We start from the raw sequence: 25222 nt of genomic DNA on the forward strand, positions 1-25222 counted from the left end.
TGAACTTGCCGCCCTGATCGAACGGCGTGGCAAGCCGGGCATGATTGTCAGCGACAACGGCACCGAACTGACCAGTCGTCCAGAGCGGCCTTCTCCCGGTCGGCTTCGGTTGCATTGCCCTGCAGGGCAAGCAGCCTCAGCGCCCGCTTTTCAAGGCGTTACTCTTCGGCTTCAAGGTCCTCGACCAGTGCTTTGAAGCCGAATTCCGCGACGAACTTCTTCCCCTTGGAATGCTGAAAGGGCTGCTGGGGCAGAATTTTCAGCGCGTCGCGGATGTCATCCCGATTTACGTCTTCGAACGGGACATCTTCGACGAACTCCACCCAGAACTTTTCTGCGACGTTCGCCTTGCTGCCGCTGCCGGACTTCCATTTCTTGCCGGCTTCCTCATCTCCGGTCTGCTCGACCGAGAAGTCGTCGCCGTATCCGGCGATCTTGAGTTCCTTCATGAGCCTGATCCCCTCGAGAAGCGTGATGCCTCGTGGCTTCGCTCTGAGGACCTCCCGCGTTTCGGGCGAGAGATCCCGGAGGTTGATGTTTTCCAGGAGCGGGGGACGCAGCTTGAACCGGAACGCGGTTTCTTCATCGTCGCCCGCAACAACCGACGTCGAGGTCCCGGATGTCGGCGCAGGTGCTTCCGCCGTTGCTGTAGGAGCGTCGGCTTGCGCCGACGGGGGGATGGTCGGCGCCTGAAGTGGGGCAGCTGTCTTGGTTTCGGCCGGCGCGGTGGCTGCCGGCTTAGTCGGCACTGCGATGGAACTCGCGGTCGATGCGACAGCTGCCGGGACGGTCCGGGCCTGAACTGTCATTAGTGCGGAAACCGTGGGCACAACGGCAGCATCCGAAACAGATCTCTCAGCCATCACAGAGCGGAAGGCGGGCGTCGGTTCATCATACAGGCCGGTCTCGCGGCACTCCCGCTCACGGGAGACGTCGAGCAGGACCTTCAGGGCTTCATGTGCGAGCGCGCGCCATTCGGTGGTGCTGTCGTCGAGCGCGAGCGCGCGCCGCAGCACCGCCTGGGTGGCCCGCTCGGCCGCGGCAGCTGCATTGGCGGCCTCTTCCGAGCGTGGGTCGGCCATTGCGCGGGATTCCTCGTGCAGGGCGATCTGGCAGCGCGCCAGTTCTGTCAGCAGGGTCAGGCTGTCTGCGCCGAGGTGGGCCATGCGTCTCTCCGCCATCATGGCGAAACCCCGGTCCGTGAGCGTCGTCAGGGCGCGAACGAGGGGTCTCGCTTCGGAGAGGACGTCGGTTCGCAGCGAGAGGCAGAGCGCAGAACTTTGATCAAGGTTCGATATCTCAACAGTTCTCGCCGGGATACGGCGGCGGAAAGCATAGCCCGAGGGGCGTTTTCGAGGTGGGGGGTATGTGCGAATCCGGCCACGCGGCTGCCTCCGAAAACTTCCAGGGCATCCTCGGAGTCGCGCCCGTGCACGGGTCTGTGCCCGACTTTGTGTACTGGTTTGTGTATCAGAAACGCAAAAACTACTCCCGAGGGAGTGGTTTTTTTGCCAAATCAGTCTCTTGCGAGATTTTTGGCTCCGGCGGTAGGGATCGAACCTACGACCAATTGATTAACAGTCAACTGCTCTACCGCTGAGCTACGCCGGAACTTGTGAGGGGGCGTATAGCAACCGCGACTGACGGGGTCCAGAGGCTTTCAGCAGTTTTTTCCATTTTTCTCGTCACGCCGCGGTGGCTCCATAAAAATAAGCGTTTTCAGACAGCTCTCCGGCAAACGTCACTTGCTGGCGAAGCGACAGATCGACGAGGTGGGCAAAAACGTTGCGCGTTGCTGCGGGCAGCAGGGCCGGGGACAGCCCTGTGTAGATTCGAGCCGTGATCGATGCTGCGCTGCCGCCGCAATGGGTGAGGGCGTCAAGGATCTGGCCTTCGCGCGCGCGTCGGTGGTTTGCCAGAAAGCCGATGCGCTCGGATGGCGCGGGCACCGGCGCTCCGTGCCCGGCGTGCAGCACCGACCAGTCGCGCGCGGTGAGCTTGTCCAGCGAGGACAGGAAGGCCGCGATGTCTCCATCCGGGGGGGATACCAGCGAGGTTGCCCATCCCATGACAAGATCGCCGGAAAACAGCGTGCCGTCCCAGGCAAAGCACAGGTGATTGCCAAAATGCCCCGGCGTGTGCAGCGCTTCGAGCGCCCAGCCGTCGCCCGACAGGGTGGCGCCGTCGGCAAGCACCTCATCCGGCGCGAAGGCGGCATCGACGCCTTCGCCGCCGCCAGCGAGGCCGCTCGCGGCAAGGCGCTGCATGATCGGCGATCGGCCCGCCAGCGCATCGCCAAAGGCGCAGACCGGGGCGCCGGTGGCCTGCGCCAGCGCGCGCGCCAGCGGCGAATGGTCAAGATGGGCATGGGTCACCAGCACTGCTGCAACCCGCGCGCCGCCGATCGCCGCCAGCAGGGCATCAAGATGTTCGGCGTTGTCCGGCCCCGGATCGATCACCGCGACCTCGTCTTCGCCGAGGATATAGCTGTTGGTGCCGCGAAAGGTCATGGGCGAGGGATTCGGCGCAAGGATTCGCCGCAGACCGGGCGCGAGCCAGTCGGCCTTTCCGGGAACGGGATTGAATTCGGCTTGCGGGTCCTGCATCGGTCGGGCTTTCTGTCATCGGTCCGGCGCAAAGGGTACACGGATGTTCGACTGGCTCAAATCCTATATGCCGCGCGGTCTTTACGGGCGGGCGGCGCTGATCCTGTTGCTGCCGGTGGTGACGCTGCAACTGGTGGTCTCGGTGGTGTTCGTGCAGCGCCACTTCGAGGGCGTCTCGTCACAGATGAGCCGCGAGCTAGCGCGCGAAATCCGCCTCGTGCTGGTGGAGCCCGAGCTTGCGGCGCGGCTTGAGCTCGAGGTCAGCGACGTCGCGGCGATGCCGGAGGGGGATGAGCGGCGCTGGTATGATTTCTCGGGGCTGGTGGTGGCCCGCACGCTGCGCGACGCGGTGCCGGGGGTCGACCGCATCCTGCTGCCCGATGATTTCACCGTGACGCTGTATTTGCGCGAGGGGGATCGCATCGTCAAGATCGGGTTTCCGCGCCGCAGGGCGTCCCCAACCAATGCGCACCAGCTGTTCGTGAACATGATGGTGTTCGGCGTTGTCATGACGCTGATCGCGTTCCTGTATCTGCGCAACCAGTTGCGGCCGATCACGCGTCTGGCGGCAGCAGCCGAGGCCTTTGGGCGCGGGCGCAGCGTGCCCTATTCGCCCGCCGGGGCGGTCGAGGTGCGGGCGGCGGGCAGCGCCTTTCTAGACATGCGCAACCGGATCGAGCGTCATATAGAGCAGCGCACCCTGATGCTGTCGGGGGTCAGTCACGACCTGCGCACGCCGCTGACGCGGCTGCGGCTTGGCATTTCAATGCTTGACGACGAGGATCGCGAGCCGCTGGAACGCGACGTCGAAGACATGCAGGGGCTGATCGACGCCTTTCTCGATTTTGCCCGTGGCGACAGCCAGTCCGGCGAGGCCGAGCCGGTCGATCCGGCGGAGTTCCTACGCCACATCGTCGAGGATGCGCAAAGGGCAGGGCGCGCCGTGGTGCTGCGCGAGGTCGAGGGGAGCGGAGAGGTCATGCTCAAACCCGGCGCCATGCGCCGCGCGCTTGAAAACCTCGTGGGCAACGCGGTGCGCCATGGCACGCGTTGCGAGGTGTCTGTGGCGCTTACCGAGCGCAGCCTGCGCTTTCGGGTTGAGGACAACGGCCCGGGCATCGCGCCCGAACAGCGCGGCGATGCGCTGCGCCCCTTCGTGCGGCTCGATCCGGCGCGCAATCAGGACAAGGGCTCTGGCGTGGGGCTGGGGCTGGCCATCGCGGCGGATGTGGCGCGCGCACATGGCGGTATCTTGCGGCTGGGGAAAAGCGATGCGCTTGGGGGGCTGCGGGCGGACATCGTCATCGCACGCTAGGGGCGCATGGTGAGGTTGCTCCGGCGGCAACCCGCGCGTCACCTGACACCCCGCCGAGGCTAGATCATGGCGCCTGCGATGCCCAAACCAATCGCCACGAGCGCAGGAGGCGGTTCGGAGCATTGGCGCCCGCCTGTCTCTGGCACTGACCTTGGCGGTCGTTCCAAGCGGTTCAAAGCCGCCGGAAGGACCGTGCGGGGCGATCAGCTCTCTAGCAGGATCTGACCGCGCGCCTCGACCAGCAGTTCGGCGCGGCGCTGGCGGATCTCTTCGGCGTTGGCCTTGCCACCAAGGTCGGCAACCAGCTTGCGCACCACGTCTTCATGGCCGGCTTCTTCGAAATCGGCCTTGACGACCTCGCGCGCGTAGGCATCGGCATCGGTGCCCTGCTTGCCGAGCAGCTCTGCGGCCCAGAGCCCGAGCAGCTTGTTGCAACGCGCCTCGGCGCGGAAGTTCAGGTCTGCATCGTGAACGAAACGGGCCTCGAATGCGGCTTCGCGATCGTCGAATGTGGTCATGTCGGTCTCTCTCCCCAATCGTTATCAAACGATATAAGGTTTATTGCACAGGGGTGTGTATGCGCAACTGAAACCGTTCGCTTGCGACCGGGCGAGGCATGATTTATAGGGCCTCGAGGACGCAACGTGTTTTCGCTGCCGGTCCCCCTGAAAGGAGTCCCATGGCACGCCGCAAGAAGATCTACGAAGGCAAGGCAAAGATCCTTTATGAAGGCCCCGAGCCGGGGACCATCGTTCAGTATTTCAAGGACGACGCAACCGCTTTCAACGCCCAGAAAAAGGACGTGATTGAAGGCAAGGGTGTGCTGAACAACCGCCTGTCTGAATTTTTCATGACCGGGCTGAACAACATCGGCGTGCCGACCCACTTCCTCAAGCGCCTGAATATGCGCGAACAGTTGGTGCGCGCCTGCGAGATCATTCCGCTCGAGATCATCGTGCGCAACTTTGCCGCTGGCTCGCTTGCCTCGCGGCTGGGTCTCGAAGAAGGCACGCCGCTGCCCCGTCCGATCGTGGAATACTGCTACAAGGACGACAAGCTGGGCGACCCGCTGGTCACCGAAGAGCACATCGCCGCCTTTGGCTGGGCCAGCCAGCAGGATATGGACGACATTCTCAGCCTGTCGCTGCGGGTGAACGATTACCTGTCCGGGCTGATGTATGGCGTCGGCATCAAGCTGGTGGATTTCAAGATCGAAATCGGCCGCGTCTATGATGGCGATTTCCAGCGGCTGATCGTGGCAGACGAGATCTCGCCCGATTCGATGCGCCTGTGGGACATCGAAACCGGCAAGAAGCTCGACAAGGATGTGTTCCGCCGCGATCTGGGCTCGCTGACCGATGCCTATACCGAAGTGGCGCAGCGCCTTGGCGTGATGCCGCGTCAGGCAACCCATGTCAGCAAGCCCACGCTGATCAACTGATCAAGGCGGCGCCCCTGGCGGGCGTCACCTGCAATTTCTGGAAAGATGAAAGGCATGTGCCTTTCGCAAGCGATGGAGAGAGTGCCATGAAGGCTCGGGTTCACGTGATGCTCAAGGATGGCGTTCTCGATCCGCAGGGCGAGGCAGTGCGTCATGCGCTGCTGGGTCTGGGGTTCGACAAGGTTGGCGGTGTGCGTCAGGGCAAGGTGATCGAACTCGATCTGGCCGAGGGCACGACCGAGGCCGATGTCACCGAAATGTGCGAAAAGCTGCTCGCCAACACGGTGATCGAAAGCTATGCCATCGAACTGGCCTGAGACGCTGACGTCTTCGGAAGAGACAGTGGAATGACCGGCTCTGAGCGCCCCGAATGGTTTCTTTCGGGGCGTTTTGGCATGGCATGAGCGACCTGGCCTTCTGGCGCCGCGCTGGCCCCGGGGCGTGGGCGCGTGTCTGGGCCATGCGCTGGCCGGGATTTCGCGCGCAGCGAAATGCCCGGCGCAAGACGGCGGCGAGCGGATTGATGTTCGTGGCAAAGACGGCTAAGGGATCGCAAGGCCGCACAGGACGCCGCGCCGCGTTCCCGGCCTGCGCAGGTTTCGCGGCGGTGGGTCGCGCGCCGCGTTCAGAACAGCAACCGGGCCGCCTGTCGGCCAGTGGAGACCGCCCATGAAAGCTGCCGTCATTGTCTTCCCCGGGTCCAACTGCGACCGCGATCTAGCGATCGGATTCCGCCAGGCGGGGCTCGATGTTCAGATGGTGTGGCACAAGGACACGGCGCTGCCGCAAGGCATCGACATCGTGGGCATTCCGGGCGGGTTCTCGTTCGGCGATTACCTGCGCTGCGGCGCCATCGCGGCAAACTCGCCGATCTGTCAGGAAGTCAAGGCGCATGCCGAGCGCGGCGGATATGTCTTTGGCGTGTGCAACGGCTTTCAGGTGCTGACCGAAACCCGCATTCTGCCGGGCGCCTTGCTGCGCAACGCCGGGCTGAAATACATCTGCCGCACCGTCGGGCTGTCGGTTGCGGAAAGCCAGTCGGTGTTTACCCGCGCCTACGAGGCCGGCGAACAGATTCAGGTTCCGATCGCCCATCACGATGGCAATTACACCGCCGATGCCAAGACGCTGGATCTGCTGGAAGGCGAGGGGCGCGTTGCCTTCCGCTACACCGACAATCCGAACGGGTCGGATCGCGACATCGCGGGCATCCTGTCGGAAAACCGCCGGGTGCTGGGGATGATGCCGCATCCCGAACGGGCCTGCGATCCGCTGCAGGGCAACACCGATGGTGCGCGCCTTTTCGCCCATCTGACCACCGAGCTTGCCAGCGCATGACTTGAGGCCGCCGCCCGCGCAGCGTAATCTGCGCGGCATGGCCAACAGGACACGGGATCAGATCTTGCGACCACGACGACAGGGCCCGCTTGGCTGGCGGGTACGGATTGCGCTTGTCGTTCTGGTGGTTTTCGCTGTGGCGACGATCTGGGTCACCAACCTGACGCTGACCGACCGGTTCACCGAATCCACCCGCAACCGGTCCGAATTGCGGCTGGCGCTGTATTCCGGCAACCTGTTGTCGGAACTGCGCCGCAACGCCATCGTGCCGCAGCTTCTGGCGCGGGATCCGGCGCTGATCGGGGCGCTCAATTCCTCTGATTTCAGCCAGTCCACCCAGAGGCTGATCTCGTATATCGACGAGATCGGCGCGGCATCGCTGATGCTGCTTGACCGCGACGGGCGCACGGTGGCCGCGACCGATCGCAACCGGCTGGGCGAACAGCACCGCAATCTGCCGCATTTTGTCGATGCGCTGCGCTCGAACACCACGGTGTTCACCACGCAGGCGCGCGAGGCGGGGGGCTACAGCTTTACCTACAGCCGCCGCGTCGAAAGCATGAACAGCACCGTCGGGGTGATCGTCGTCGAGGTGGATCTTGCCAAGTTCGAACGCGCCTGGGCGGGGATTTCCGACGCGGTGGCGGTGCTCGACAGCTCTGGCACCATCGTGCTGGCGACCGAACCGCGCTGGCGCGGCCGCACCATGGACGAGGCGCTGGAACGTCAATCCCCCGAAAGCGCCATCGAGCGCGCCATAAAGGCCACCGCCGACTGGACGGCGCTGCCGCCCGACGCCTATCTGCGCGGCGAAGCGGTGATGCGCGTCGACGGGCGCATCCCGTTCCGTGGCTGGACCATGTCGACCTTCACCACCTATTCGTCGGTGCGCGAGCGGGTCAACGCGGTGCTTGCGCTGGAAATCATGGGCTTTGCGCTGCTGGCGGCGTTGGCGTTTTACGCGCTCAGCCGCCGCACGGCGCTGCGCATGGCGCTGTTCCAGCGTGAATCGCTTGAACTGCGTCGCCTGAACGCGCGGCTTCAACGGGAAATCGCCGAGCGCGAGAAGGTGCAGCAAAGCCTCGCCTCGGCAGAGCAGACGCTGGAACAAAGCTCCAAGCTGGCCGCGCTTGGCGAGATGTCGGCGGCTGTCAGCCATGAGCTGAACCAGCCGCTGGCGGCGATGAAGACCTATCTGGCGGGGGCGCGGCTGCTGCTGCGTCGCAACCGCCCTGACGAGGCGATGACCGCCTTTCACCGCATCGACGATCTGATCGAACGCATGGGGGCGATCACCCGGCAGCTGAAATCCTATGCCCGCAAGGGGCAGGATGGGCTGACCCCGGTCGATATGGCCGGGGCGCTGGCCTCGGCGATGTCGATGATGGAACCGCAGCTCAAGGCGCGCCGGATGCGGATCTCGAAGATCCTGCCGGTGGAATCCGTGCGGGTCATGGGCGATCAGATGCGCATCGAACAGGTTCTGGTCAACCTCTTGCGCAATGCCATCGACGCCACCAAATCCGAAGCACAGCCCGAGATCGAGATCATTCTTGCGGGCGGCGAAACGGCGGTGCTCTCGGTGCGCGACAATGGACACGGGATCGAGGATTTCGACAAGCTCTTCGAACCCTTCTACACCACGAAACAACCCGGCGACGGCACCGGCCTTGGCCTTGCGATCAGCTCGGGGATCGTCGCGGATCTGGGCGGCCGGCTCACGGCGCGGAACGGATCCGAAGGCGGTGCGGTTTTCGAAATGCAACTTCCCATCCTGAACGACGGGGCCCAGGCGGCGGAATGACCCGCCCCCCGCAACAGGCAGAGAAAGGCGACGACGCAGAATGACCAAGGCCATGAAGATTGCCATCGTCGATGACGAAAAGGACATGCGACAGTCGATCAGCCAGTGGCTGGCGCTGTCGGGCTATGACACCGAAACCTTTGCCAGCGCCGAGGAAGCGCTTGGCGCGCTGGGGTCGGATTATCCGGGAATCGTGATTTCCGATATCAAGATGCCCGGAATGGACGGAATCCAGTTCCTGCGCAAGCTGATGGGCAGTGACAGCGCGCTGCCGGTGATCATGATCACCGGCCACGGCGATGTGCCGATGGCGGTCGAGGCGATGCGCATCGGCGCTTTCGATTTCCTTGAAAAGCCGTTCAACCCGGACCGTATGTCGGAACTGGCGAAAAAGGCGACCAATGCGCGGCGGCTGACGCTCGACAACCGTGCCCTGCGGCGCGAATTGTCCGATGGCAGCCAGATGATGAGCAAACTGATCGGGCAAAGCGGCGCGATGGAGCGGTTGCGCGAGGATGTGCTCGACCTTGGGCAGGCGGATGGCCACGTGCTGATCGAGGGCGAGACTGGCACCGGCAAGACCCTGATCGCCCATGCGCTGCACGCGGTGGGCAGCCGGGCGGGCAAGAAATTCGTGCTGATCTCCTGCGCGGCGATGGACGAGGATGCGCTGACGCGCCGCCTCTTCGGGCCGATGCAGGACGATGACAGCCGTCTTCCGGCGATGGAAGAAGCGCGCAATGGCACGCTGGTGCTCGAGGATATCGAATCGCTGTCCGACAGCGCGCAGGCGCGGCTGCTCTCGGCGATCAACGATCAGGGCACGCCGCCCGAAACCCGCATCGTGGCGATCTGCAATCTTCAGGACGAGGGGCGCACCTGCGAAAACGCCCTGCGCCCGGATCTGTATTTCCGCCTTGCGGCGCTGAAGATCACAGTGCCGCCGCTGCGGGCACGCGGCGAGGATATCCTGACGTTGTTCACCCGGTTCACCGAAGGCTATTCCGACGAATACGGATGCGACGCGCCGCAGGTCAGCGCGCAGGAGGCGGCGCAGCTGCTTCAGGCGCCTTGGCCGGGCAACGTGCGCCAGCTGATCAATCTGGCAGAGCGCGCGGTACTGCAATCGCGGCGCGGGCAGGGCACCATTGCATCGCTGCTGATGAACGATCACGACGACATGCAGCCGGTGATGACCATCGAGGGCAAGCCGCTCAAGGAATATGTCGAGGCCTTCGAACGGATGCTGATCGACAACACCATGCGGCGGCACAAGGGCTCGATCTCGGCGGTGATGGATGAATTGTGCCTGCCGCGCCGGACGCTCAACGAGAAGATGGCGAAATACGCGCTGCAGCGGGCCGATTACCTGTGATCTGGGGCCGGGCGCGCGGCGCCCGGCTTTCAGACGGCGGCAAGATGGGGCGAGCCCGCCCGGTTCGGCCCGGATAAGCTGTCGTCAGCGCACCCCATCATCAAAACAGCGGCGGCGGCGCATGTCGCACCGCCGCCGAAAATCGGTCCTATCGCTCTCGCCTTGGGGCGGGATCGTCAGCCGTCGTAATCGACCTCTTCGATGAGGCGCAGCGCGTCGGCCCGACGATCGGCCAGCGCCATCAGGTTGACCGGGTCGGCCTCATAGCTGCCCCAGCTTTTCACCAGATCATCCGCTTCGGACCCCGGCGCAACAGGGTATTCAAAGTTGGCGTGAGCATAGATCTCCTGCGCCTCGGGCGAGGTCAGGAATTCCATCATCTTCAGGGCGTTGTCGCGATTGGGCGCGGATTTGGTCATCGCAACGCCCGAGATGTTCTCGTGGGTGCCGCCATCCTCGAAGACGGGGAACAGCACGTTGACCGCCTCGGCCCATTCCTTCTGCTCGTCATCGGACAGCATCTGGCCCATGTAATAGGTGTTGCCAAGCGCGATGTCGCATTCGCCCGACCAGATCGCCTTGACCTGTGCCCGGTCATTGCCCTGCGGCTTGCGGGCAAGGTTCGCCTTCAGCCCTTCGAGCCATGCCTTGGTGGTCTCTTCGTCATGATGGTAGAGATGCGCGGCCGCCAGCGCGACGTTATACGGGTGGGTGCCGGACCGGGTGCACAGCCGTCCGCGCCACTTCGGATCTGCGAGATCCTCATAGCTCGTCACCTCGGAGGGATCGACGCGATCCTTGCTGGCATAGACGATGCGGGCGCGGGTGGTCAGGCCCCACCAGCTGCCATCGGGGGCGTGATACTGCGCCGGAACATTGGCTTCGAGCACCGGGCTGGTCACCGGCTGGGTGACACCGGCGTGGACGATCGCCGCCAGCCGCGACACGTCGACCGTGAACACCAGATCCGCCGGCGAGCGATCGCCCTCGGCCTGAAGCCGTTCGACCATGCCGTCGCTCAGATAGGCGACGTTGACCTCGATGCCGGTCGCCTTGGTGAAGGCCTCGGTCAGCGGTGCAAGCAGTTCGGGCTGGCGGTAGGAATACAAGTTCACCTCGGCGGCCAGCGCGGGCTGGGCCGCCGCAAGCAGGGCGATGACGGGGAGGGCTTTTTGCATCGAGTCGACTCCGGGTCTGCGTAAAAACATGGCGCAGTTAAAGCCTGACAAAAAAGATCAGGTCAAGGCGTGTCGTGAAAAATTAGAGCTTCGCGCTTTTCTCAAGCCGCTTGGCGGCGTCCCACAACCCATCCATTTCCGCCAGCGTGCTGTCTTCGGGGCGCCGCCCCTCGGCGGCCAATGCCGTTTCGATATGGCCAAAGCGGCGGGTGAACTTGGCGTTGGCGGCGCGCAGGGCTGCCTCGGGGTCGATGTCGAGATGGCGCGCAAGGTTGGCCATCACGAACAGCAGATCGCCGAATTCCTCGGCGCGGTGGTCGGGGTCGGTGGCCTCGCGCAGCTCTTGCGCCTCTTCAATCACCTTGTCGATGACCTCGTCGGTGGACGGCCAGTCGAACCCGACCCGCGCCGCGCGCTTTTGCAGCTTCACCGCGCGCAGCAGGGCCGGAAGCCCCATCGCCACCCCGTCAAGCACGCCGCGTTCCGCCTTGGCGGCGCGCTCGGCGGCTTTGATGGTTTCCCAGTCGGCGGTCTGCTGCTCGGGGGTCTTGTCGTTGGATTCCTCGCCAAAGACATGCGGATGGCGCGCCACCATCTTGTCGGACATGGTGTTGGCCACATCGTCGATATCAAACAATCCGCGCTCTGTTGCCATCTGGGCGTGGAACACCGACTGGAACAGCAGATCGCCCAATTCGCCCTTCAGCTCGTCCCAAGCCTCGCGCTCGATGGCATCGGCGACCTCATAGGCCTCTTCGATGGTGTAGGGCGCGATGCTGGCGAAATCCTGCTCAAGATCCCACGGGCAACCAGTCTGCGGATCGCGCAGCCGCCGCATGATTTCAACCAGCCGCGGCATGCCGCCCTTTGGATCGTGAACCAGATCGTCGCTCATGGACTTCCCTCGTGTTTCGGTATTGTGTTCAGTCCTGCGTCACGACAGCCACGGAGTCCACCCATGCCCATCATCAACCGCATCGCCGAATATGCCGCCGAGATGACGGGCTGGCGGCAGCACCTGCACCGCAACCCCGAGCTTAGCCTCGATTGCCATGAAACCGCGCGCTTTGTGGTGAGCAAGCTGCGCGAATTCGGCATTTCGCACATTCACGAAGGCATCGCGCAAAGCGGTGTCGTGGCGATCATCGACGGGCAGGGCGCGGGGCCGGTGACCGGCCTGCGCGCCGATATGGATGCGCTGCCCATGGAGGAGGAAACCGGCGCGGATTATCGCTCGCAGGTGCCGGGCAAGATGCATGCCTGCGGCCATGACGGCCACACCGCCATGCTGCTGGGCGCAGCAAAATATCTTGCCGAAACGCGCCGCTTCAGCGGCAAGGTGGCGCTGATCTTTCAGCCCGCCGAGGAAACCATCGGCGGCGGGCGCATCATGGTCGAAGAGGGCATCATGGAGCGTTTCGGCATCGAAGAGGTCTATGCGCTGCACACCGATCCGGCGCGCCCGCTGGGCTGTTTCTCGACCCGGCCCGGCCCGTTGATGGCGGCGGTCGACGATTTCGAACTGGTGTTGACCGGGCGCGGCGGCCATGCGGCGCATCCGGATGCCTGCATCGACCCGGTGCCCTGCGCGCTGGCCATCGGGCAGGCGCTGCAGACAGTGGTTTCGCGCAACACCGACCCACTGCAATCGCTGGTGGTGTCGCTGACGGTGATCCAGACCGGCTCTGCCAGCAATGTCATTCCTGAAACCGCGCGGCTGGCCGGCACCGTGCGAAGCTTTGATCCGGCCATTCGCGACATGGCCGAACGCCGCATCCGCGAGATCGTCGACGGGCAGGCGCAGGCCTATGGTGTGAGCGCACAGCTCGATTATCTGCGCAGCTATCCGCCAACCATCAACCACGCGGCGCAGACCCGCTTTGCCGCCGATGTTGCGCGGGAAATCTCGCCCGATGTGACCGAAGAGGCGGTGCCCTCGATGGGGGCCGAGGATTTCTCGTATATGCTCGAGGCGCGCCCCGGTGCGTTCCTGTATCTCGGTCAGGGCGTCGGCCCGTTCTGTCATCACCCGAAGTTCGATTTCAACGACGAGGCCGCGCCGATGGGCGCCAGCTTCTTTGCGCGACTGATCGAAACGCGCCAGCCGTTGAATGTTTGAAAATCCAGCAAGACCAGAGACCTGAAAGGACAAGTTGATATGGCACTCGAAGACGCCAAGACCCAGATCGACCATGCTTTCACCCGCGATGACCTCAAGGGGCCAAGCTTCGAGAACGTGTTTGGTGGCGCCATGTCCTTTTTGCGGCGCAAATATACCAAGGATCTGCACGGCGTCGATGTGGCGCTGACCGGCGTGCCCTTCGATCAGGCGGTGACCAACCGCACCGGCACGCGGCTGGGCCCGCGGGCGATCCGCGAGGCATCATTGCTGCAACCTTGCGATGCGCCATATGGCTGGGGCTATGACGTTCTGTCGGAATTCGCGATTGCCGATTACGGTGATCTTGCCTTTGATTACGCCAATGTACCGGCTTTTCCTGAAACGCTGTATAAACATGTGGCCGGCATTCTCGACGCCGGGGCAGCCTGCATCACGCTGGGCGGCGATCATTCGATCACCCTGCCGATCCTCAAGGCACATGCCGAGAAATACGGCCCGTTGAGCGTGATTCAGGTCGATGCCCATAGCGACACATGGGCCGATGACGATTTCTCGCGGATCGACCATGGCACCTTCATGTATAAGGCGGTGAAGCTGGGCTACGTCGATCCGACGCGTTCGGTGCAGATCGGCATTCGCACCGACAATCCCGACACGCTGGGCTTTCACATTCTGGATGCCCGCGAGGTGCACCGCGAGGGCCCCGAGACCATCGCCGCCCGCGTGCGTGACATTGTCGAGCGCCACCCGGTCTACCTGACCTTCGATATCGACGGGCTGGACCCGGCCTTTGCGCCCGGCACCGGCACACCGGTTTGGGGCGGGCTGAGCAGCCATCAGGCGGCGGTGATGCTGCGCGAGCTGGCGGGGATCAACCTCAAGGGCGGCGACGTGGTCGAGGTCTCTCCGCCCTTTGACACCACCGGCGCCACGGCGATCGCGGCGGCGCATGTGGCGACAGAGCTGCTCTGCCTCTGGGGCTGGACACGTCGCAGCGCGGGCTGACACTTTTAGGCGATTTGTCGCGGATCAGAGTGGATCGGCCTTTTCCTGCCACCGGGAATCGTGAAAACAGGGGGCAGCCCGCGTCGACCTGTTGAAAGGAATGCCCTTTGCGGATCATCTTCTGGCTCGTGTTGCTTGCCATCATCGGCGGACTGGCGTGGATCAGGCTTGCCCCGTCGGACCCGGCGGTCTGGCATGTCGATCCGCAGGTTACCGCCGATCAGGATCTGGCCTCTGGGGTGCGTCGCCGCCTGCCGGGCTCCGAGACGACCTTGCGCGCGCTGCACGGCATCATTCTGCAAACCCCGCGCACCGAAGTGGTGGCGGGCGATCCGGCCGAGGGGCGGGTGACCTATGTCACCCGCTCGCTGTGGATGGGCTTTCCCGATTACACCACGATCCAGCTCGAAGACGGCTCGGTCGAGATCTACGCCCGGCTGCGCTTTGGCCAGTCCGATCAGGGGGTGAACCGGGCGCGGGTGCTGGGCTGGATGAACGCGCTGAATGCGCAGGACTGATCGCGCCCCTTGACCGCCCCTCGGGGATCGGGAAAAGAGGGCGCATGATCCCCTCAGACCGCCTTCGGCAAATCCAGGACCGTTTCGAATATCTCGAGGCCCGCATGGCACAGGGCGGCGGCGATATTGCCGCGCTTGGCCGCGAATACGCCGAGCTGCGCCCGGTGGTCGCGCAGATCGCCGAATGGGACCGGCTTCAGGCCGACCTGACCGAAGCGCAGGCCATGCTGTCCGATCCCGAAATGAAGGCGCTGGCCGAAGAAGAGCTGCCCAGCCTGCGCGCCCGTCTGCCCGAAGCGGAAAAGGCGCTGCAACTGGCGCTGCTGCCGCGCGATGCCGCCGATGGACGCCCGGCGATCCTTGAAATTCGCCCCGGCAGCGGCGGCGAAGAGGCGGCGCTGTTCGCGGGCGATCTGGCGCGGATGTACCAGCGCTATTGCGACACGCGCGGCTGGCGCTGGGAGGTGATCGAGGAAGCCCCGACCGAGCTTGGCGGCCTGCGGGAACTGGTGGTGCGCATCGAGGGCGAGGGCGTGTTCGCGCGGCTCAAGTACGAATCCGGCGTGCATCGGGTGCAGCGCGTGCCCGAAACCGAATCCGGCGGGCGCATTCATACCTCGGCGGCGACGGTGGCGGTGCTGCCCGAGGCCGAGGCCGTTGATATCGACATCGCGCCCGGCGACATCCGCATCGACACCATGCGCAGCTCTGGCGCAGGCGGGCAGCACGTCAACACCACCGATTCCGCCGTGCGCATCACTCATATCCCGACGGGCATCGTGGTCACGAGCTCGGAGAAATCCCAGCACCGCAACCGCGAGATCGCGATGAACGTGCTGCGCGCCCGGCTGTTCGACGCCGAGCGGCAAAAGGCGGCCGACTCGCGCGCCTCGGATCGCAAATCGCAGGTTGGCAGTGGCGATCGCTCGGAGCGCATCCGCACCTACAATTTTCCGCAGGGCCGGATGACCGATCACCGCATCGGGCTGACGCTGTATCGACTCGAGGCGATTCTGGGCGGCGATCTCGACGAGATCGTCGATGCGCTGACCGCTGATGCGCAGGCGGCGCTGCTGGCCGAGATGGGCGCGTGACCGGATCGCAGCTGCTGGCCGCCGGGGCGCGTATCCTGACAGAGGCCGGCATCCCCGACGCGGGCCGCGATGCGCGCCGCCTGCTGGCCCATGCGCTTGGCGTGTCTGCGGGGCGGCTGACGCTGTTCCTGCCCGATCCGGTCGAGGAAGCGCGCGCCAGCGCCTTTGATGCGCTGATCCACCGGCGCGCCGCGCGCGAGCCGGTGTCGCATCTGATGGGGGTGCGCAATTTCTATGGCCGCGAGTTCCGTGTCACCAAGGATGTGCTCGACCCGCGCCCCGAAACCGAGATCCTGATCGAAGCGGCGCTGTCTGCCCCATTCGCTACGGTGCTCGACCTTGGCACCGGCTCTGGCTGCATTCTTCTGACGCTGCTGGCCGAGCGCCCCGCCGCCACCGGGCTTGGCACCGATCTGTCGCAGGCGGCGCTGGATGTGGCGGCGAGCAATCGCAGCGCGCTGGCGCTTGAGCCGCGCGCGGCGCTGGCGCAGGGCAGCTGGTACGAGGCGCTGGGGCATGCGCCGCGCTTTGATCTCATCGTGTCGAACCCGCCTTACATCGCGCTGGACGAGATGCCGTTGCTGACACCCGAACTCACCCACGAGCCGCGCCTTGCGCTGACCGACGAGGCCGATGGGCTGACCGCCTATCGCGCCATTGCCGCCGGCGTGCTGCGGCATCTTGCCCCACAGGGGCGATTGATGGTCGAGATCGGCCCCACGCAGGGCGCCGCCGTGTCGGCGCTGTTGCGGGCGCAGGGGATGGTCGATATCACGGTGATCGCCGATCTTGACGGGCGCGACCGGGTGGTTTCGGGGCGTTTGCAGAGGCCGCAGGCGGTGCAATCTGCGGATTTTCGGACGAATTGATTGGAATTGCTTGGGCCTCGCACGATTTTCGCTTGTTTGTGGTCCCCACAATGAGTAGCTAAGAGGGGTCGGAGCGGTGGATGCCAAGCAGGCGGTCCCGCTCGACATCAACCCCAAATTGGTTGTGACCAGACATCCACAGGCGCCCGAGGGCGCTGTCAGGTCACAGGGACGATCAGACACAAGGCTGATAGCACAGTACAATGCGATCCTCTAAATCCCGATCGCGGTCGAAGAACAACCGCAACCGCAATTCGTCGGTAGGCAACGTCGTCAACCGTGTGTTCGACAGCAGTGGCCCCGATGGCAAGGTGCGCGGCACGCCGCAGCAGATCATCGACAAGTACAACCAGCTTGCGCGCGATGCGTCGCTTGGCAATGATCGCGTGGCCGCCGAAAACTTTCAGCAGCACGCCGAGCATTACATGCGCATGCTCTCGGAGGCGCAGCGCGAAACCGAACAGCGCCGCGAGCAGCAGGAGCGCGAGAACCGCGAGCGTCAGGCGCAGCAAGAGCGTGAAAATCGCGAGCGCCAGTCGCAGCGCGACAAGGAACGCGACACGCGCGAGCAGCAGCGCGGCGAAGCCGAGGCTGATCAGCCCGCCGCAGAACAGCCGGTGGCCGACGCGCCTGCTGCCAAGCCGGTGGCCGACAGCGCCCCGATGGCAGAAAACGCGCCGCAGCCCGATGTGATCGACATGGGTGAGAGCGCTGAAAGCGGTCTGGTCGAGACGCCGGAAAACCGCGAGGCACCGGCGCCCGCGCCTGCCGCCGAGGAAAAGCCCAAGAGGCCGCGCCGCCCGCGCAAAAAGCCCGAGCCGCGCAAAAAGCCCGAGGATGCCGCGCCCAGCGATACTCCGGCCTCTGGCGCAGCGGAATAACACCGCGCCAGTCTCACGCTACACAACACCACGCCCTTCGGGGCGTGGTGTTTTCGTTTCAGGATGTGGGGTGGTCCGGGACGCAGGCCGGGGGCCAGATCAGGCCAGTTCGCGCGCCAGGGCGCAGAACTGCTCCAGCGACAGCTGTTCGGCACGCTCGGTCGGCTCGATTCCCGCCGCGCGCAGCCGGTCCTCGATATCGGGCGCAAGCCCCTTGAGCGCGGCGCGCAGCATCTTGCGGCGCTGGTTGAACGCTGCCGCAACGACACGTTCGAGCACCTTGCGATCCGCCGGAAAGCGCGGCTCGGGCAGGGCCTTCAGATGCACCACCGCCGAGGCGACCTTGGGCGGCGGCGTGAACGCTCCCGGCGGCAGCGACAGGACGATGCGCGCCTCGGCCCGCCATTGCGCCAGCACCGCCAATCGCCCGTAGGCCTTCGATCCCGGCACGGCGACGATGCGTTCAGCCACCTCGCGCTGGAACATCAGCGTCAGGCTCTGCCAGAACGGCGGCCAGATGTCGGGCGTCAGCCAGCGCACCAGAAGCTCGGTGCCGACGTTATAGGGCAGGTTGGCGCAGATCGCGATCGGCGGGGTGAGATGCGCCAGCGGGTCGATGTCCAGTGCATCACCCGAGATCACCTCGAGCCGCCCGGGCCATGCCGCGCCGATCTCGGCAAGGGCCGGCAGGCAGCGTTCGTCTTTCTCGATGGCCAGCACCCGGCGCGCGCCCTCGGCCAGCAGCCCGCGTGTCAACCCGCCCGGTCCGGGCCCGATTTCCAGAACATCCATTCCCGACAGATCGCCCGCTTGCCGGGCGATCTTGGCGGTCAGGTTCAGGTCGAGCAGAAAGTTCTGCCCCAGCGATTTCTTCGCAGACAACCCGTGCGAGGCGATCACCTCGCGCAGAGGGGGCAGCCCGTCTATGGCGCTCATGTCTTCATCTTTCCAATAGCGGCGCGGCTCACGCCTTGCCCCCGGCCATGCGCCACGCCATCTTCAGCGCCTCGATGGTCGAAGACGGATCGGCAAGGCCTTGCCCGGAGATGCCAAAGGCGGTGCCGTGGTCGGGCGAGGTGCGCACAAAGGGCAGCCCCAGCGTGACGTTGACGCCGCTGTCAAAGGCCAGCGTCTTGATCGGAATAAGCGCCTGATCGTGGTACATGCAGACTGCGGCGTCATAACCGGCGCGGGCCTTGGCATGAAACATCGTGTCAGCAGGCAGCGGGCCGATCAGATCGAAGCCCTCGGCGCGCAGCTTGTCCAGCACCGGAACGATCAGGGTGATCTCTTCGCGGCCCATGCGCCCGCCTTCGCCCGCGTGCGGGTTCAGCCCGGCGATGGCGATGCGCGGCGCGGGAATGCCGAATTGCGTGATCAGCGCGTCGCGGGTGATGCGCAGGCGCTTTTCCAGCAGCTGAGGCGTCAGCGCCGCCGGCACGTCGGCCAGCGCGATGTGAATGGTCACCGGCACCACCCGCAGCGCGTCCGAGGCAAGCATCATCACCACCTCGTCGGCCCCGGCCAGCGCCGCCAGATATTCGGTGTGGCCGGGGTAGGCAAAGCCCGCGCCCTCGGCCAGCGCCTGTTTCGAGATTGGCAGTGTGCACAGCGCGCTGCAGGCGCCCTCCTGCACCAACGAAACGCCGCGCGCGATGCTGTCGATCACCCCGGCGGCCTGCGCGGGCTGGGGCACGCCAGGCACGCGCGGGCCGGGAATGTCCAGCGGCAGCACCGGAAGGCCGTCATGCACCGCATCGGCGGCCTCGTCGATCGAGGACAGCACCACATGGGGCACCGTGCCCGGCAGATGCGCGGGCGCGCCGATGTAGACAAAGGGCAGCGACGCCCCAAGGGCGTGCCACGCGGATTCGGCCAGCTCGGGCGCGATGCCTGACGGCTCGCCGCAGCTCAGCGCGATGGGCGCGGGCGTGCTCATTCCCCGACGATGCGGGCGTTGGCGCGCAGCTGCGCAAGATAGCTGTCCGACAACGCCCCAAGGCGCTGGTTGCGAAGACCCATCTCGACAGTGTTGCGATCGGCGTCCTCGGCAACCTTGGCGGTGCGCCCGCAAAGCATCAGGAACATCAGCGTCTGCCCGTTCGAGCGGGTCAGCGCGGTCGACACCTCGCCGGGATCGAGCTTGGACAGCTCGAAGGCCACATCGGTCGGCAGCTGCGACGGCGGCAGCGTCTCGCGGGTGAGCACCGAGGCAGGCTGCCCCTTGGCGATGCCATAGAGATCGTCGCAGCGATCGACGCGTTGCGCCAGCACGCGGGCCTTGGCCAGCGTTTCGGTGCTGCGCCCACCGGCCATGTAATAGGCGGCGTAATCGACCGAGGCGATCTCGGGCGGCGTGTATCCTGCCTCTTCGATGTTGCGCAGCTGGAACAGCGCAACCGCGCCTTGCAGCGGGATCGGCGCGGTGACCTCGCCGGGCGACAGCGCCATCAGGATCGAGCGCAGCTGCGGCGGCAGCTCGTCAAGCGCCTTCCACGGCAGACGGCCGCCATTGTCACGGGTCGCGGTGGCGGAATATTGCCGTGCCGCAGCCGAGAATTCGGCAGTCGAGGTGGTTTGCGCCAGACGCTCGGCGCGGGCCTGAACCGCGGCGGCCTCTTGCGGCTGTGCCGGCATGATGATCTCGGACAGCAGCAGGCGCACGTTGGATTGCCCGCCGGCTCCGCTTAGCGCGCGGTCGATCTCGGTCTGCGAAATGGCGCTTTGCCCGCCGAATCTCGCCTGAACCAGCTGGCGCCACGACAGGCCGGCCTGCACGAAATCGCGGAAAGTCTGCTCGGCCACGCCCTCGCTTGCCAGCGCGGCGGTGAAGGCCTCGCGCGACAGATTGGCGCGTCCGGCGAATTCTTCCATGCCGTCAAGCACGTCCTGCTCGCTGGGGGTGATCCCGGCGGCGCGCGACGCCTGAAGCCGCAGCCGGTCTTCGATCAGCTGTTCGCGGGCCATCTTGGACGGATCGCCCGGCGCGTTGAGCACGGTAAGCATGCGGGCGCGTTGCTCGATCTCGTAATTGGTGATCACGGCGTCATCGACGGTGATCGCCGGGGCGAACAGGTTCTGAGCATGGGCAGGGGTCGGGGCGGCAATCGGGGCGGCGCAAAGCGCCAGCGCCGCGCAGAGCGCCACGGGCCGGATCAGCCGGGCAAAGGTCATTTGCATGTGCGTCGATACTCCTTGTCGCTGCCCGCAGTGCCGAACCCTGTCAGCGCGACCGAAAGGCCAAAGTCCGTCGACGGCTCGACGTTTGTCGAGGACGCGAACTCGCGCAGCACGGTAAAGTCCACCTGGACGCATTCATTGCGGTATTGCAGGCCAATCCCGCTGCGGTCAACCCGCTGGTCTGCAAGGTCGTAGCTCCATTCGCCAGAGGTCGTCCAGTGGCGGCTGACGCGGTAGGAGCCCTCAATGGTCCATTCGGCCTGTCCTTCGTCGCGGTCCTCGCCCTCATCCTCGACAAGCATCACGTAAGTGGCGGAAAATTCGGTAAGATCGTTGGACCACGACGCGCGCCCCTCGGCCTTGTCGAAGGTTCCGTGGTCGTCCATCAGCCCGCGTGCCGAGATCGACAGGCCAAGCGGGTTGATGAACCCGCCCGAGATCAGCCAATCGGATTCGGTGCCCTGCAAGCCTGACGAAAGAGTGAACTCGCTGTCGGCATCCTCGCGCCACAGTCGCCCGAGGGTCAGGTTGGATGACCAGCCCGACGGCGCCTCGTGGACCCAGCGCAGACCGGCGGCAAGCATCCGGCCGCGTTCACGCCGATCGGCAGCGGGATAGCGTGACAGGCTCAGCAGGTTGGCTTCGTCGAATTCGACGCGGGTGCTTTCGTCATTGGGGATGTTGGGCCGCTCGTTGCCCACCCAGCCGTACATCATCACCGGTTCCAGCAGCGTTTTCGCGCCAGAGCTGGAGCGGCGCACAAGGGGCCAGCGCAGTTCCACCGATGCTGCAGGGGTGAGGACCGAGGCGTTTTCATCGGCATTGGCATCGTCGTAAACCTTGAACCGGTCAGCCCACAGATAGGCATTCGTCCCGAGCCGGATGCCGCCCGCAACGGTCCAGCGGCGCTGCCAGCTGGCCTCGGCGCTGAGCCGGGCCATGTCGCGCCCGTCCACGGCGCTGTCGTCGTCGGGGCCGTCGACGTCTACATTGCTGCGCCGGTAATGGGCGTGCCCTTCGACACCAAGGCGCAGCTCGCCGCCGATCCACCCGCCGGGAAAGAACCTCTGTTCCCAGGCCGTGTCGTAGATCGCCGACGGCTGTTTGTCGTCTTCTTCGGAGGCCAGCAGATATTCGTAATAGGTCAGGCTGGTTTCGACGTAGGTGTCGGGCTTGTAGCGCCCGAGCGTGATTTCCGAGATCAGCAGCTCGTCGTCGTCGCCGTAATCGTAATCGTTGAAGTAGCTGTCGTCCGAGACCGACTGCGTTTCGAAATCGAGCTTGAAATCGTTGCGCAGCCCGAATTCCCCTTCGAGGAAAAGATAGCCGCGCGTCTTGTCCGGCTCGAGCGTGTCGCTGCTGACCGCGCCGTTCGCTTCGATACTGCCATTGGCAAAGGCCTGCCGGTAGCGCAGTTCCATGGTGCGGGTTTCGGACGACAGGTAGGGCGTGACGGTCAGGTCCTTACTGTCGCCGATGGGGATGAAATAGGGCAGGCGCACACCCGTTCCCAGCAATGTGGTCGATTCGAAGGTCGGGGTCAGGAACCCGCGCGCCCGCGTCAGGCTTGGGTCGGGCAGGCGCAGCTGTGGCCACCAGAACACCGGCACGTCGAGCACGCGCAGCTGCGCGCCTTCGAACCACATCTGACGGGCGTCCTCGTCATGGATCACCCGGTCAGCGCGGATCTGCCACAGCGGCACGTCGTTGGCGCCGCAGACCTGACAGGAGGTCACGGACACACGGTTGAGCTGGGTGTAGCTGCCATCGATCCGCTGCGCCTCGACGGCGGCCAGCTGAAGCTGGTCGTCCATCACCATGCGCGCGCCCTTGAGCAGCCCGTTGCGGAAATCCTCGTCCAGCTCGGCAGTATCGGCCAGCAGCAGATTTCCGCTCGCGTCGGTGATGCGGATCGGGCCTTCGATGGATAGCGTGCCGCTGCCCTGATCAAAGACGATGCGGCTCGCCATCAGCCGCATACCCCCTTGCAGCGCCTCGACATTGCCGGTGGCAACAAGGCGCTTGTCGCTTTCGACAAAGACGCTGTCGGCGATCAGCAGCGCCGGTTCCGACGCGGCGTCAGCATCAGCGCCAAGGGTGGTGGTCTGGGCATGGGCGGCGTTTGCGAGAAACGCCGCCAGCACAAGGGAGAGGAACCTGCGTGTCATCCGTCCTCCATTTGCAGAACGAGGCCCAATGCCAGCAACAGCGAGGCAACGGGCGGAATCCAGGCGGCGAGAACCGGGGGCAGTTGCCCGTTCTCACCCATGATCTGCGCAAAATTGCGCACGTAATACAGGCCAAAGCCCATCAGCACCGCGCCGAGCACATACAGCCCGGTGCGGCCCAGCCGGGCGGGGCGCATGGTGAACCCCGCCGCCACCAGCACCATGGCGACCAGAAACACCGGACGGGCCAGTTCCATCTGCAACCAGACCTCGTAGCGCCGGGCGGAAAAGCCAGCCTCTTCGAGCCCGTTGATGAAGGCGGGAAGATCCCAGATTGCAACCGCCGAGGGCTGGCCGAAGCGGTCGCGGATGTCATCCTGCGTCAGGGTCGAGGGCAGGCGCATTTCGGTATGGCTCTGGGCGCTGACCTCGGGGTTTTCGCCCGGGAGCAGCTGCCATTCCTTGGCATCGCTCAGCACCCATGCGCCGGTGTCCAGCCACGCCTCAGCCGCAACGATGCGCCGCTCCGGCCCGCCATCGGGCGCGTAGGCAAGAAAGCTGGTGTCATAAAGAACGGTCGCATCGGGGTTGGCGCGTTCGGCGTGGATGACCACCTGCCCATCCTCGCCGCCCTGCCGCAGCCACAGCCCCTCGCGCCCGATCGACACCACCGACGCCCCGTGGCTTTCATAGCTTTCGGTCAGATCGCTGGCCCGTTTCGACGTGGCCGCCACCAGCGGGTTGAGGATTGCCACCGTCAGCCCCGAGATCACCAGCGCCACCGCCACCGGCCCAGCCAGCGCCACCAGCCCCGAACGGCCCGCCGCGCGCACCACCACCAGCTCGGACGAGCGCGCGAGCAACAGGAACAGCGCCGCCGTGGCAAGGATCATCACCAGCGGCAGGATTTCGTAGATGCCGCCGGGCAGCTTCAGCACCGTCACCCATGTCACCTGCCCGAAGCTGGCGCTGTCGCCAAACTGGCGCAGCTGTTCGACCAGATCGAGCAGGCTGAGGAACAGCGCGAACACCCCGAGGATCGACAGGAACATCATCGCGAAGCGGCGGGCGAAATAGAAGTGCAGCGTCATGTCGTGGCCTCGCGCCGGGCGCAGCCGGGACGGAAATTGCGCGAGGCCCGCGCCAGCAGCGCCCCGGCGATGACGATGCCGGTCAGGCTGGGCAGATAGACCAGCGGCCACAGCGCTGCATTGGCCCGCACCGGCGTGTTGACCGCCGATTCCACCAGCTTGACCAGCACCAGAAGGAAGATTGCACCGACGATCTGCCTCGTGACTCCGAAGCGCGAGAAATTGGCAGACATCAGCGACGCATAGCCGATCAGCGCGGCGACGATGCAAAGCAGCGGCTGCTCGAAGCGGCCATGCGCCTCTTGCAGCACCTCGCCGGGGCTGTCATCGACCTCTGTGGCGACGGCATCGGTCTGGGTCAGCAGCTCCCATGTCGGGATTTGCCGGGCGCGGCGGCGCGGCGTGCTGCCAATGCTCACCAGATCCGAGATGTCATAGGTCAGGTCGGTGAAATTGGTCATCGACAGCGTTGCGTCATCCTCGCGGTATTCCTGCGCCAGCCCGGTGCGCATAGTCAGGCGGGTGCCCTCGTCATCGCGCAGCACATAGGCGCGCTCGGCGGTATAGGTCATCACCCGCCCCGCAGAGCGGCGATCCGACAGGTAGACATCGCGCAGCTCGCCCGCGGGGGTGATCTGCCGGATGTAAAAGGTGACGCCGCGCGTGGGGTGCAGAAAGGTGCCCTCGTGCAGCAGCCGGGCCGATACCGAGGCCGAGATTTCCGACTCGCGCTGGCGCAGCGTACCGCTGGCGCTTGGCACCAGCACATGCGCCAGCACCGAGGCCATCAGCGCCACGATCACCCCGAACACCAGCACCGGCCGCGCCAGTCGCCACGGCGACAGCCCGGCGGCCTTGAGCACCGTCAGTTCGGACTCGTTCGACATGCGGTTGGTCACATAGACAGCGGCGCCAAAGGCCGCCATCGGCATCACCATGGCAATCACCGCCGGAAGGCTCAGCAAGGTGAATTCAAGGAAGATCCCCGCCGAATGCCCGTCGGTGATCAGATCGTCGAACAGGCTGACTGACGCGTTCACCCAATAGACCATGACAAGGACCAGCGCAAAGAAGCTGAACACAACCATGAGTTGCGACAGCATGTATCTGTCGAATCTCTGCACCGCCTGCCGCCCCTTCGCTTCTTTTTCTTCGTCTGCATCCTAGCGCCTCGTCTCGTGATCGAAAAGCTGCCTCTGGTCAATGGTGGCGGGCCGCTCTACCACTTGTGGCAACA

General features: G+C 65.1%; 23 protein-coding genes and 1 tRNA gene. 12 read left to right on the forward strand and 12 right to left on the reverse strand.

The features are described 5' to 3' along the window. Positions 1 to 158 precede the first annotated feature (158 nt). The 3 genes from Q4543_RS14205 to Q4543_RS14215 all read right to left on the reverse strand — a co-directional run bounded on the left by Q4543_RS14205 (position 159) and on the right by Q4543_RS14215 (position 2606). The gene (locus tag Q4543_RS14205; protein ID WP_303439128.1) at positions 159 to 1166 is read right to left on the reverse strand and encodes a hypothetical protein; all 1008 of its coding nucleotides are present in this window, start codon (positions 1164 to 1166) and stop codon (positions 159 to 161) included. Between the two features lie 370 nt (positions 1167 to 1536). Then, positions 1537 to 1611, reverse strand: a tRNA-Asn gene (locus Q4543_RS14210). Positions 1612 to 1685: 74 nt separating this feature from the next. After that, on the reverse strand, positions 1686 to 2606 hold the full coding sequence (locus Q4543_RS14215; protein ID WP_303439130.1) for an MBL fold metallo-hydrolase: 921 nt from the start codon (positions 2604 to 2606) through the stop codon (positions 1686 to 1688). A 43-nt stretch (positions 2607 to 2649) separates the two neighbouring features. Between Q4543_RS14215 and Q4543_RS14220 the strand changes: the two genes are divergently transcribed. Next, positions 2650 to 3921 carry an ATP-binding protein gene (locus tag Q4543_RS14220; protein ID WP_303439132.1) on the forward strand — a complete coding sequence of 424 codons (1272 nt, stop codon included), beginning with the start codon at positions 2650 to 2652 and terminating at the stop codon, positions 3919 to 3921. A 203-nt stretch (positions 3922 to 4124) separates the two neighbouring features. On the opposite strand, the gene Q4543_RS14225 is transcribed toward Q4543_RS14220, so the two are convergent. Then, positions 4125 to 4439: a DUF1476 domain-containing protein gene (locus Q4543_RS14225; protein ID WP_216005543.1), complete on the reverse strand. Its 315-nt coding sequence runs from the start codon at positions 4437 to 4439 to the stop codon at positions 4125 to 4127. A gap of 161 nt (positions 4440 to 4600) precedes the next feature. Here Q4543_RS14225 and purC point away from each other — a divergent pair, with 161 nt between their 5' ends. The 5 genes from purC to Q4543_RS14250 all read left to right on the forward strand — a co-directional run bounded on the left by purC (position 4601) and on the right by Q4543_RS14250 (position 9879). Further along, complete coding sequence (purC, locus tag Q4543_RS14230) at positions 4601 to 5362, forward strand: phosphoribosylaminoimidazolesuccinocarboxamide synthase (protein WP_216005544.1); 762 nt, start codon at positions 4601 to 4603, stop codon at positions 5360 to 5362. Between the two features lie 86 nt (positions 5363 to 5448). Then, on the forward strand, positions 5449 to 5679 hold the full coding sequence (gene purS, locus Q4543_RS14235) for a phosphoribosylformylglycinamidine synthase subunit PurS (RefSeq protein ID WP_216005545.1): 231 nt from the start codon (positions 5449 to 5451) through the stop codon (positions 5677 to 5679). A gap of 352 nt (positions 5680 to 6031) precedes the next feature. Beyond that, entirely contained in the window at positions 6032 to 6700 is a 669-nt protein-coding gene (gene purQ / locus Q4543_RS14240) for a phosphoribosylformylglycinamidine synthase subunit PurQ (RefSeq protein WP_303439137.1), read from the forward strand. Between the two features lie 37 nt (positions 6701 to 6737). Beyond that, the gene (locus tag Q4543_RS14245; RefSeq protein ID WP_216005547.1) at positions 6738 to 8504 is read left to right on the forward strand and encodes an ATP-binding protein; all 1767 of its coding nucleotides are present in this window, start codon (positions 6738 to 6740) and stop codon (positions 8502 to 8504) included. Positions 8505 to 8544: 40 nt separating this feature from the next. Next, positions 8545 to 9879, forward strand: coding sequence for a sigma-54 dependent transcriptional regulator (locus Q4543_RS14250; protein WP_216005548.1), 1335 nt, complete (start codon positions 8545 to 8547; stop codon positions 9877 to 9879). Between the two features lie 176 nt (positions 9880 to 10055). On the opposite strand, the gene Q4543_RS14255 is transcribed toward Q4543_RS14250, so the two are convergent. Both Q4543_RS14255 and mazG read right to left on the reverse strand, forming a co-directional pair. Beyond that, positions 10056 to 11057: a Fe(3+) ABC transporter substrate-binding protein gene (locus Q4543_RS14255; protein ID WP_216005549.1), complete on the reverse strand. Its 1002-nt coding sequence runs from the start codon at positions 11055 to 11057 to the stop codon at positions 10056 to 10058. 82 nt (positions 11058 to 11139) lie between these two features. Beyond that, on the reverse strand, positions 11140 to 11952 hold the full coding sequence (gene mazG / locus Q4543_RS14260) for a nucleoside triphosphate pyrophosphohydrolase (RefSeq protein ID WP_303439143.1): 813 nt from the start codon (positions 11950 to 11952) through the stop codon (positions 11140 to 11142). 63 nt (positions 11953 to 12015) lie between these two features. Here mazG and Q4543_RS14265 point away from each other — a divergent pair, with 63 nt between their 5' ends. The 6 genes from Q4543_RS14265 to Q4543_RS14290 all read left to right on the forward strand — a co-directional run bounded on the left by Q4543_RS14265 (position 12016) and on the right by Q4543_RS14290 (position 17546). After that, complete coding sequence (locus Q4543_RS14265) at positions 12016 to 13176, forward strand: M20 aminoacylase family protein (RefSeq protein ID WP_216005551.1); 1161 nt, start codon at positions 12016 to 12018, stop codon at positions 13174 to 13176. Positions 13177 to 13215: 39 nt separating this feature from the next. Continuing rightward, complete coding sequence (gene speB / locus Q4543_RS14270) at positions 13216 to 14184, forward strand: agmatinase (protein ID WP_303439147.1); 969 nt, start codon at positions 13216 to 13218, stop codon at positions 14182 to 14184. Positions 14185 to 14291: 107 nt separating this feature from the next. Beyond that, positions 14292 to 14702: a DUF1499 domain-containing protein gene (locus Q4543_RS14275; protein WP_303439149.1), complete on the forward strand. Its 411-nt coding sequence runs from the start codon at positions 14292 to 14294 to the stop codon at positions 14700 to 14702. 44 nt (positions 14703 to 14746) lie between these two features. Beyond that, complete coding sequence (gene prfA, locus Q4543_RS14280) at positions 14747 to 15796, forward strand: peptide chain release factor 1 (protein ID WP_303439151.1); 1050 nt, start codon at positions 14747 to 14749, stop codon at positions 15794 to 15796. Then, complete coding sequence (gene prmC, locus Q4543_RS14285; protein ID WP_303439154.1) at positions 15793 to 16665, forward strand: peptide chain release factor N(5)-glutamine methyltransferase; 873 nt, start codon at positions 15793 to 15795, stop codon at positions 16663 to 16665. The genes prfA and prmC overlap by 4 nt, the downstream gene beginning before the upstream one ends. 203 nt (positions 16666 to 16868) lie before the next feature. After that, positions 16869 to 17546: a DUF4167 domain-containing protein gene (locus Q4543_RS14290; protein WP_303439156.1), complete on the forward strand. Its 678-nt coding sequence runs from the start codon at positions 16869 to 16871 to the stop codon at positions 17544 to 17546. Between the two features lie 99 nt (positions 17547 to 17645). Here the strand turns inward: Q4543_RS14290 and rsmA are convergent, their stop codons facing one another. The 6 genes from rsmA to lptF are packed head-to-tail and all read right to left on the reverse strand — an operon-like array spanning position 17646 to position 25088. Next, the gene (rsmA, locus tag Q4543_RS14295; RefSeq protein WP_303439158.1) at positions 17646 to 18482 is read right to left on the reverse strand and encodes a 16S rRNA (adenine(1518)-N(6)/adenine(1519)-N(6))-dimethyltransferase RsmA; all 837 of its coding nucleotides are present in this window, start codon (positions 18480 to 18482) and stop codon (positions 17646 to 17648) included. 28 nt (positions 18483 to 18510) lie between these two features. Further along, a complete protein-coding gene (gene pdxA, locus Q4543_RS14300) occupies positions 18511 to 19485 on the reverse strand; it encodes a 4-hydroxythreonine-4-phosphate dehydrogenase PdxA (protein WP_303439160.1) in 975 nt (324 codons plus the stop codon). After that, positions 19482 to 20726 carry a peptidylprolyl isomerase gene (locus Q4543_RS14305; RefSeq protein ID WP_303439162.1) on the reverse strand — a complete coding sequence of 415 codons (1245 nt, stop codon included), beginning with the start codon at positions 20724 to 20726 and terminating at the stop codon, positions 19482 to 19484. The genes pdxA and Q4543_RS14305 overlap by 4 nt, the downstream gene beginning before the upstream one ends. Further along, on the reverse strand, positions 20717 to 22894 hold the full coding sequence (locus Q4543_RS14310) for an LPS-assembly protein LptD (RefSeq protein ID WP_303439164.1): 2178 nt from the start codon (positions 22892 to 22894) through the stop codon (positions 20717 to 20719). The genes Q4543_RS14305 and Q4543_RS14310 overlap by 10 nt, the downstream gene beginning before the upstream one ends. Beyond that, positions 22891 to 23985, reverse strand: a complete 1095-nt coding sequence (gene lptG / locus Q4543_RS14315) for an LPS export ABC transporter permease LptG (RefSeq protein ID WP_303439166.1) — start codon at positions 23983 to 23985, stop codon at positions 22891 to 22893. Before lptG ends, Q4543_RS14310 begins: the two co-directional genes overlap by 4 nt. Then, complete coding sequence (gene lptF / locus Q4543_RS14320; RefSeq protein ID WP_303439168.1) at positions 23982 to 25088, reverse strand: LPS export ABC transporter permease LptF; 1107 nt, start codon at positions 25086 to 25088, stop codon at positions 23982 to 23984. Before lptF ends, lptG begins: the two co-directional genes overlap by 4 nt. Positions 25089 to 25222 lie beyond the last annotated feature (134 nt).

The sequence above is a fragment of the Salipiger sp. 1_MG-2023 genome (assembly GCF_030547555.1).
Lineage (GTDB): Bacteria > Pseudomonadota > Alphaproteobacteria > Rhodobacterales > Rhodobacteraceae > Salipiger.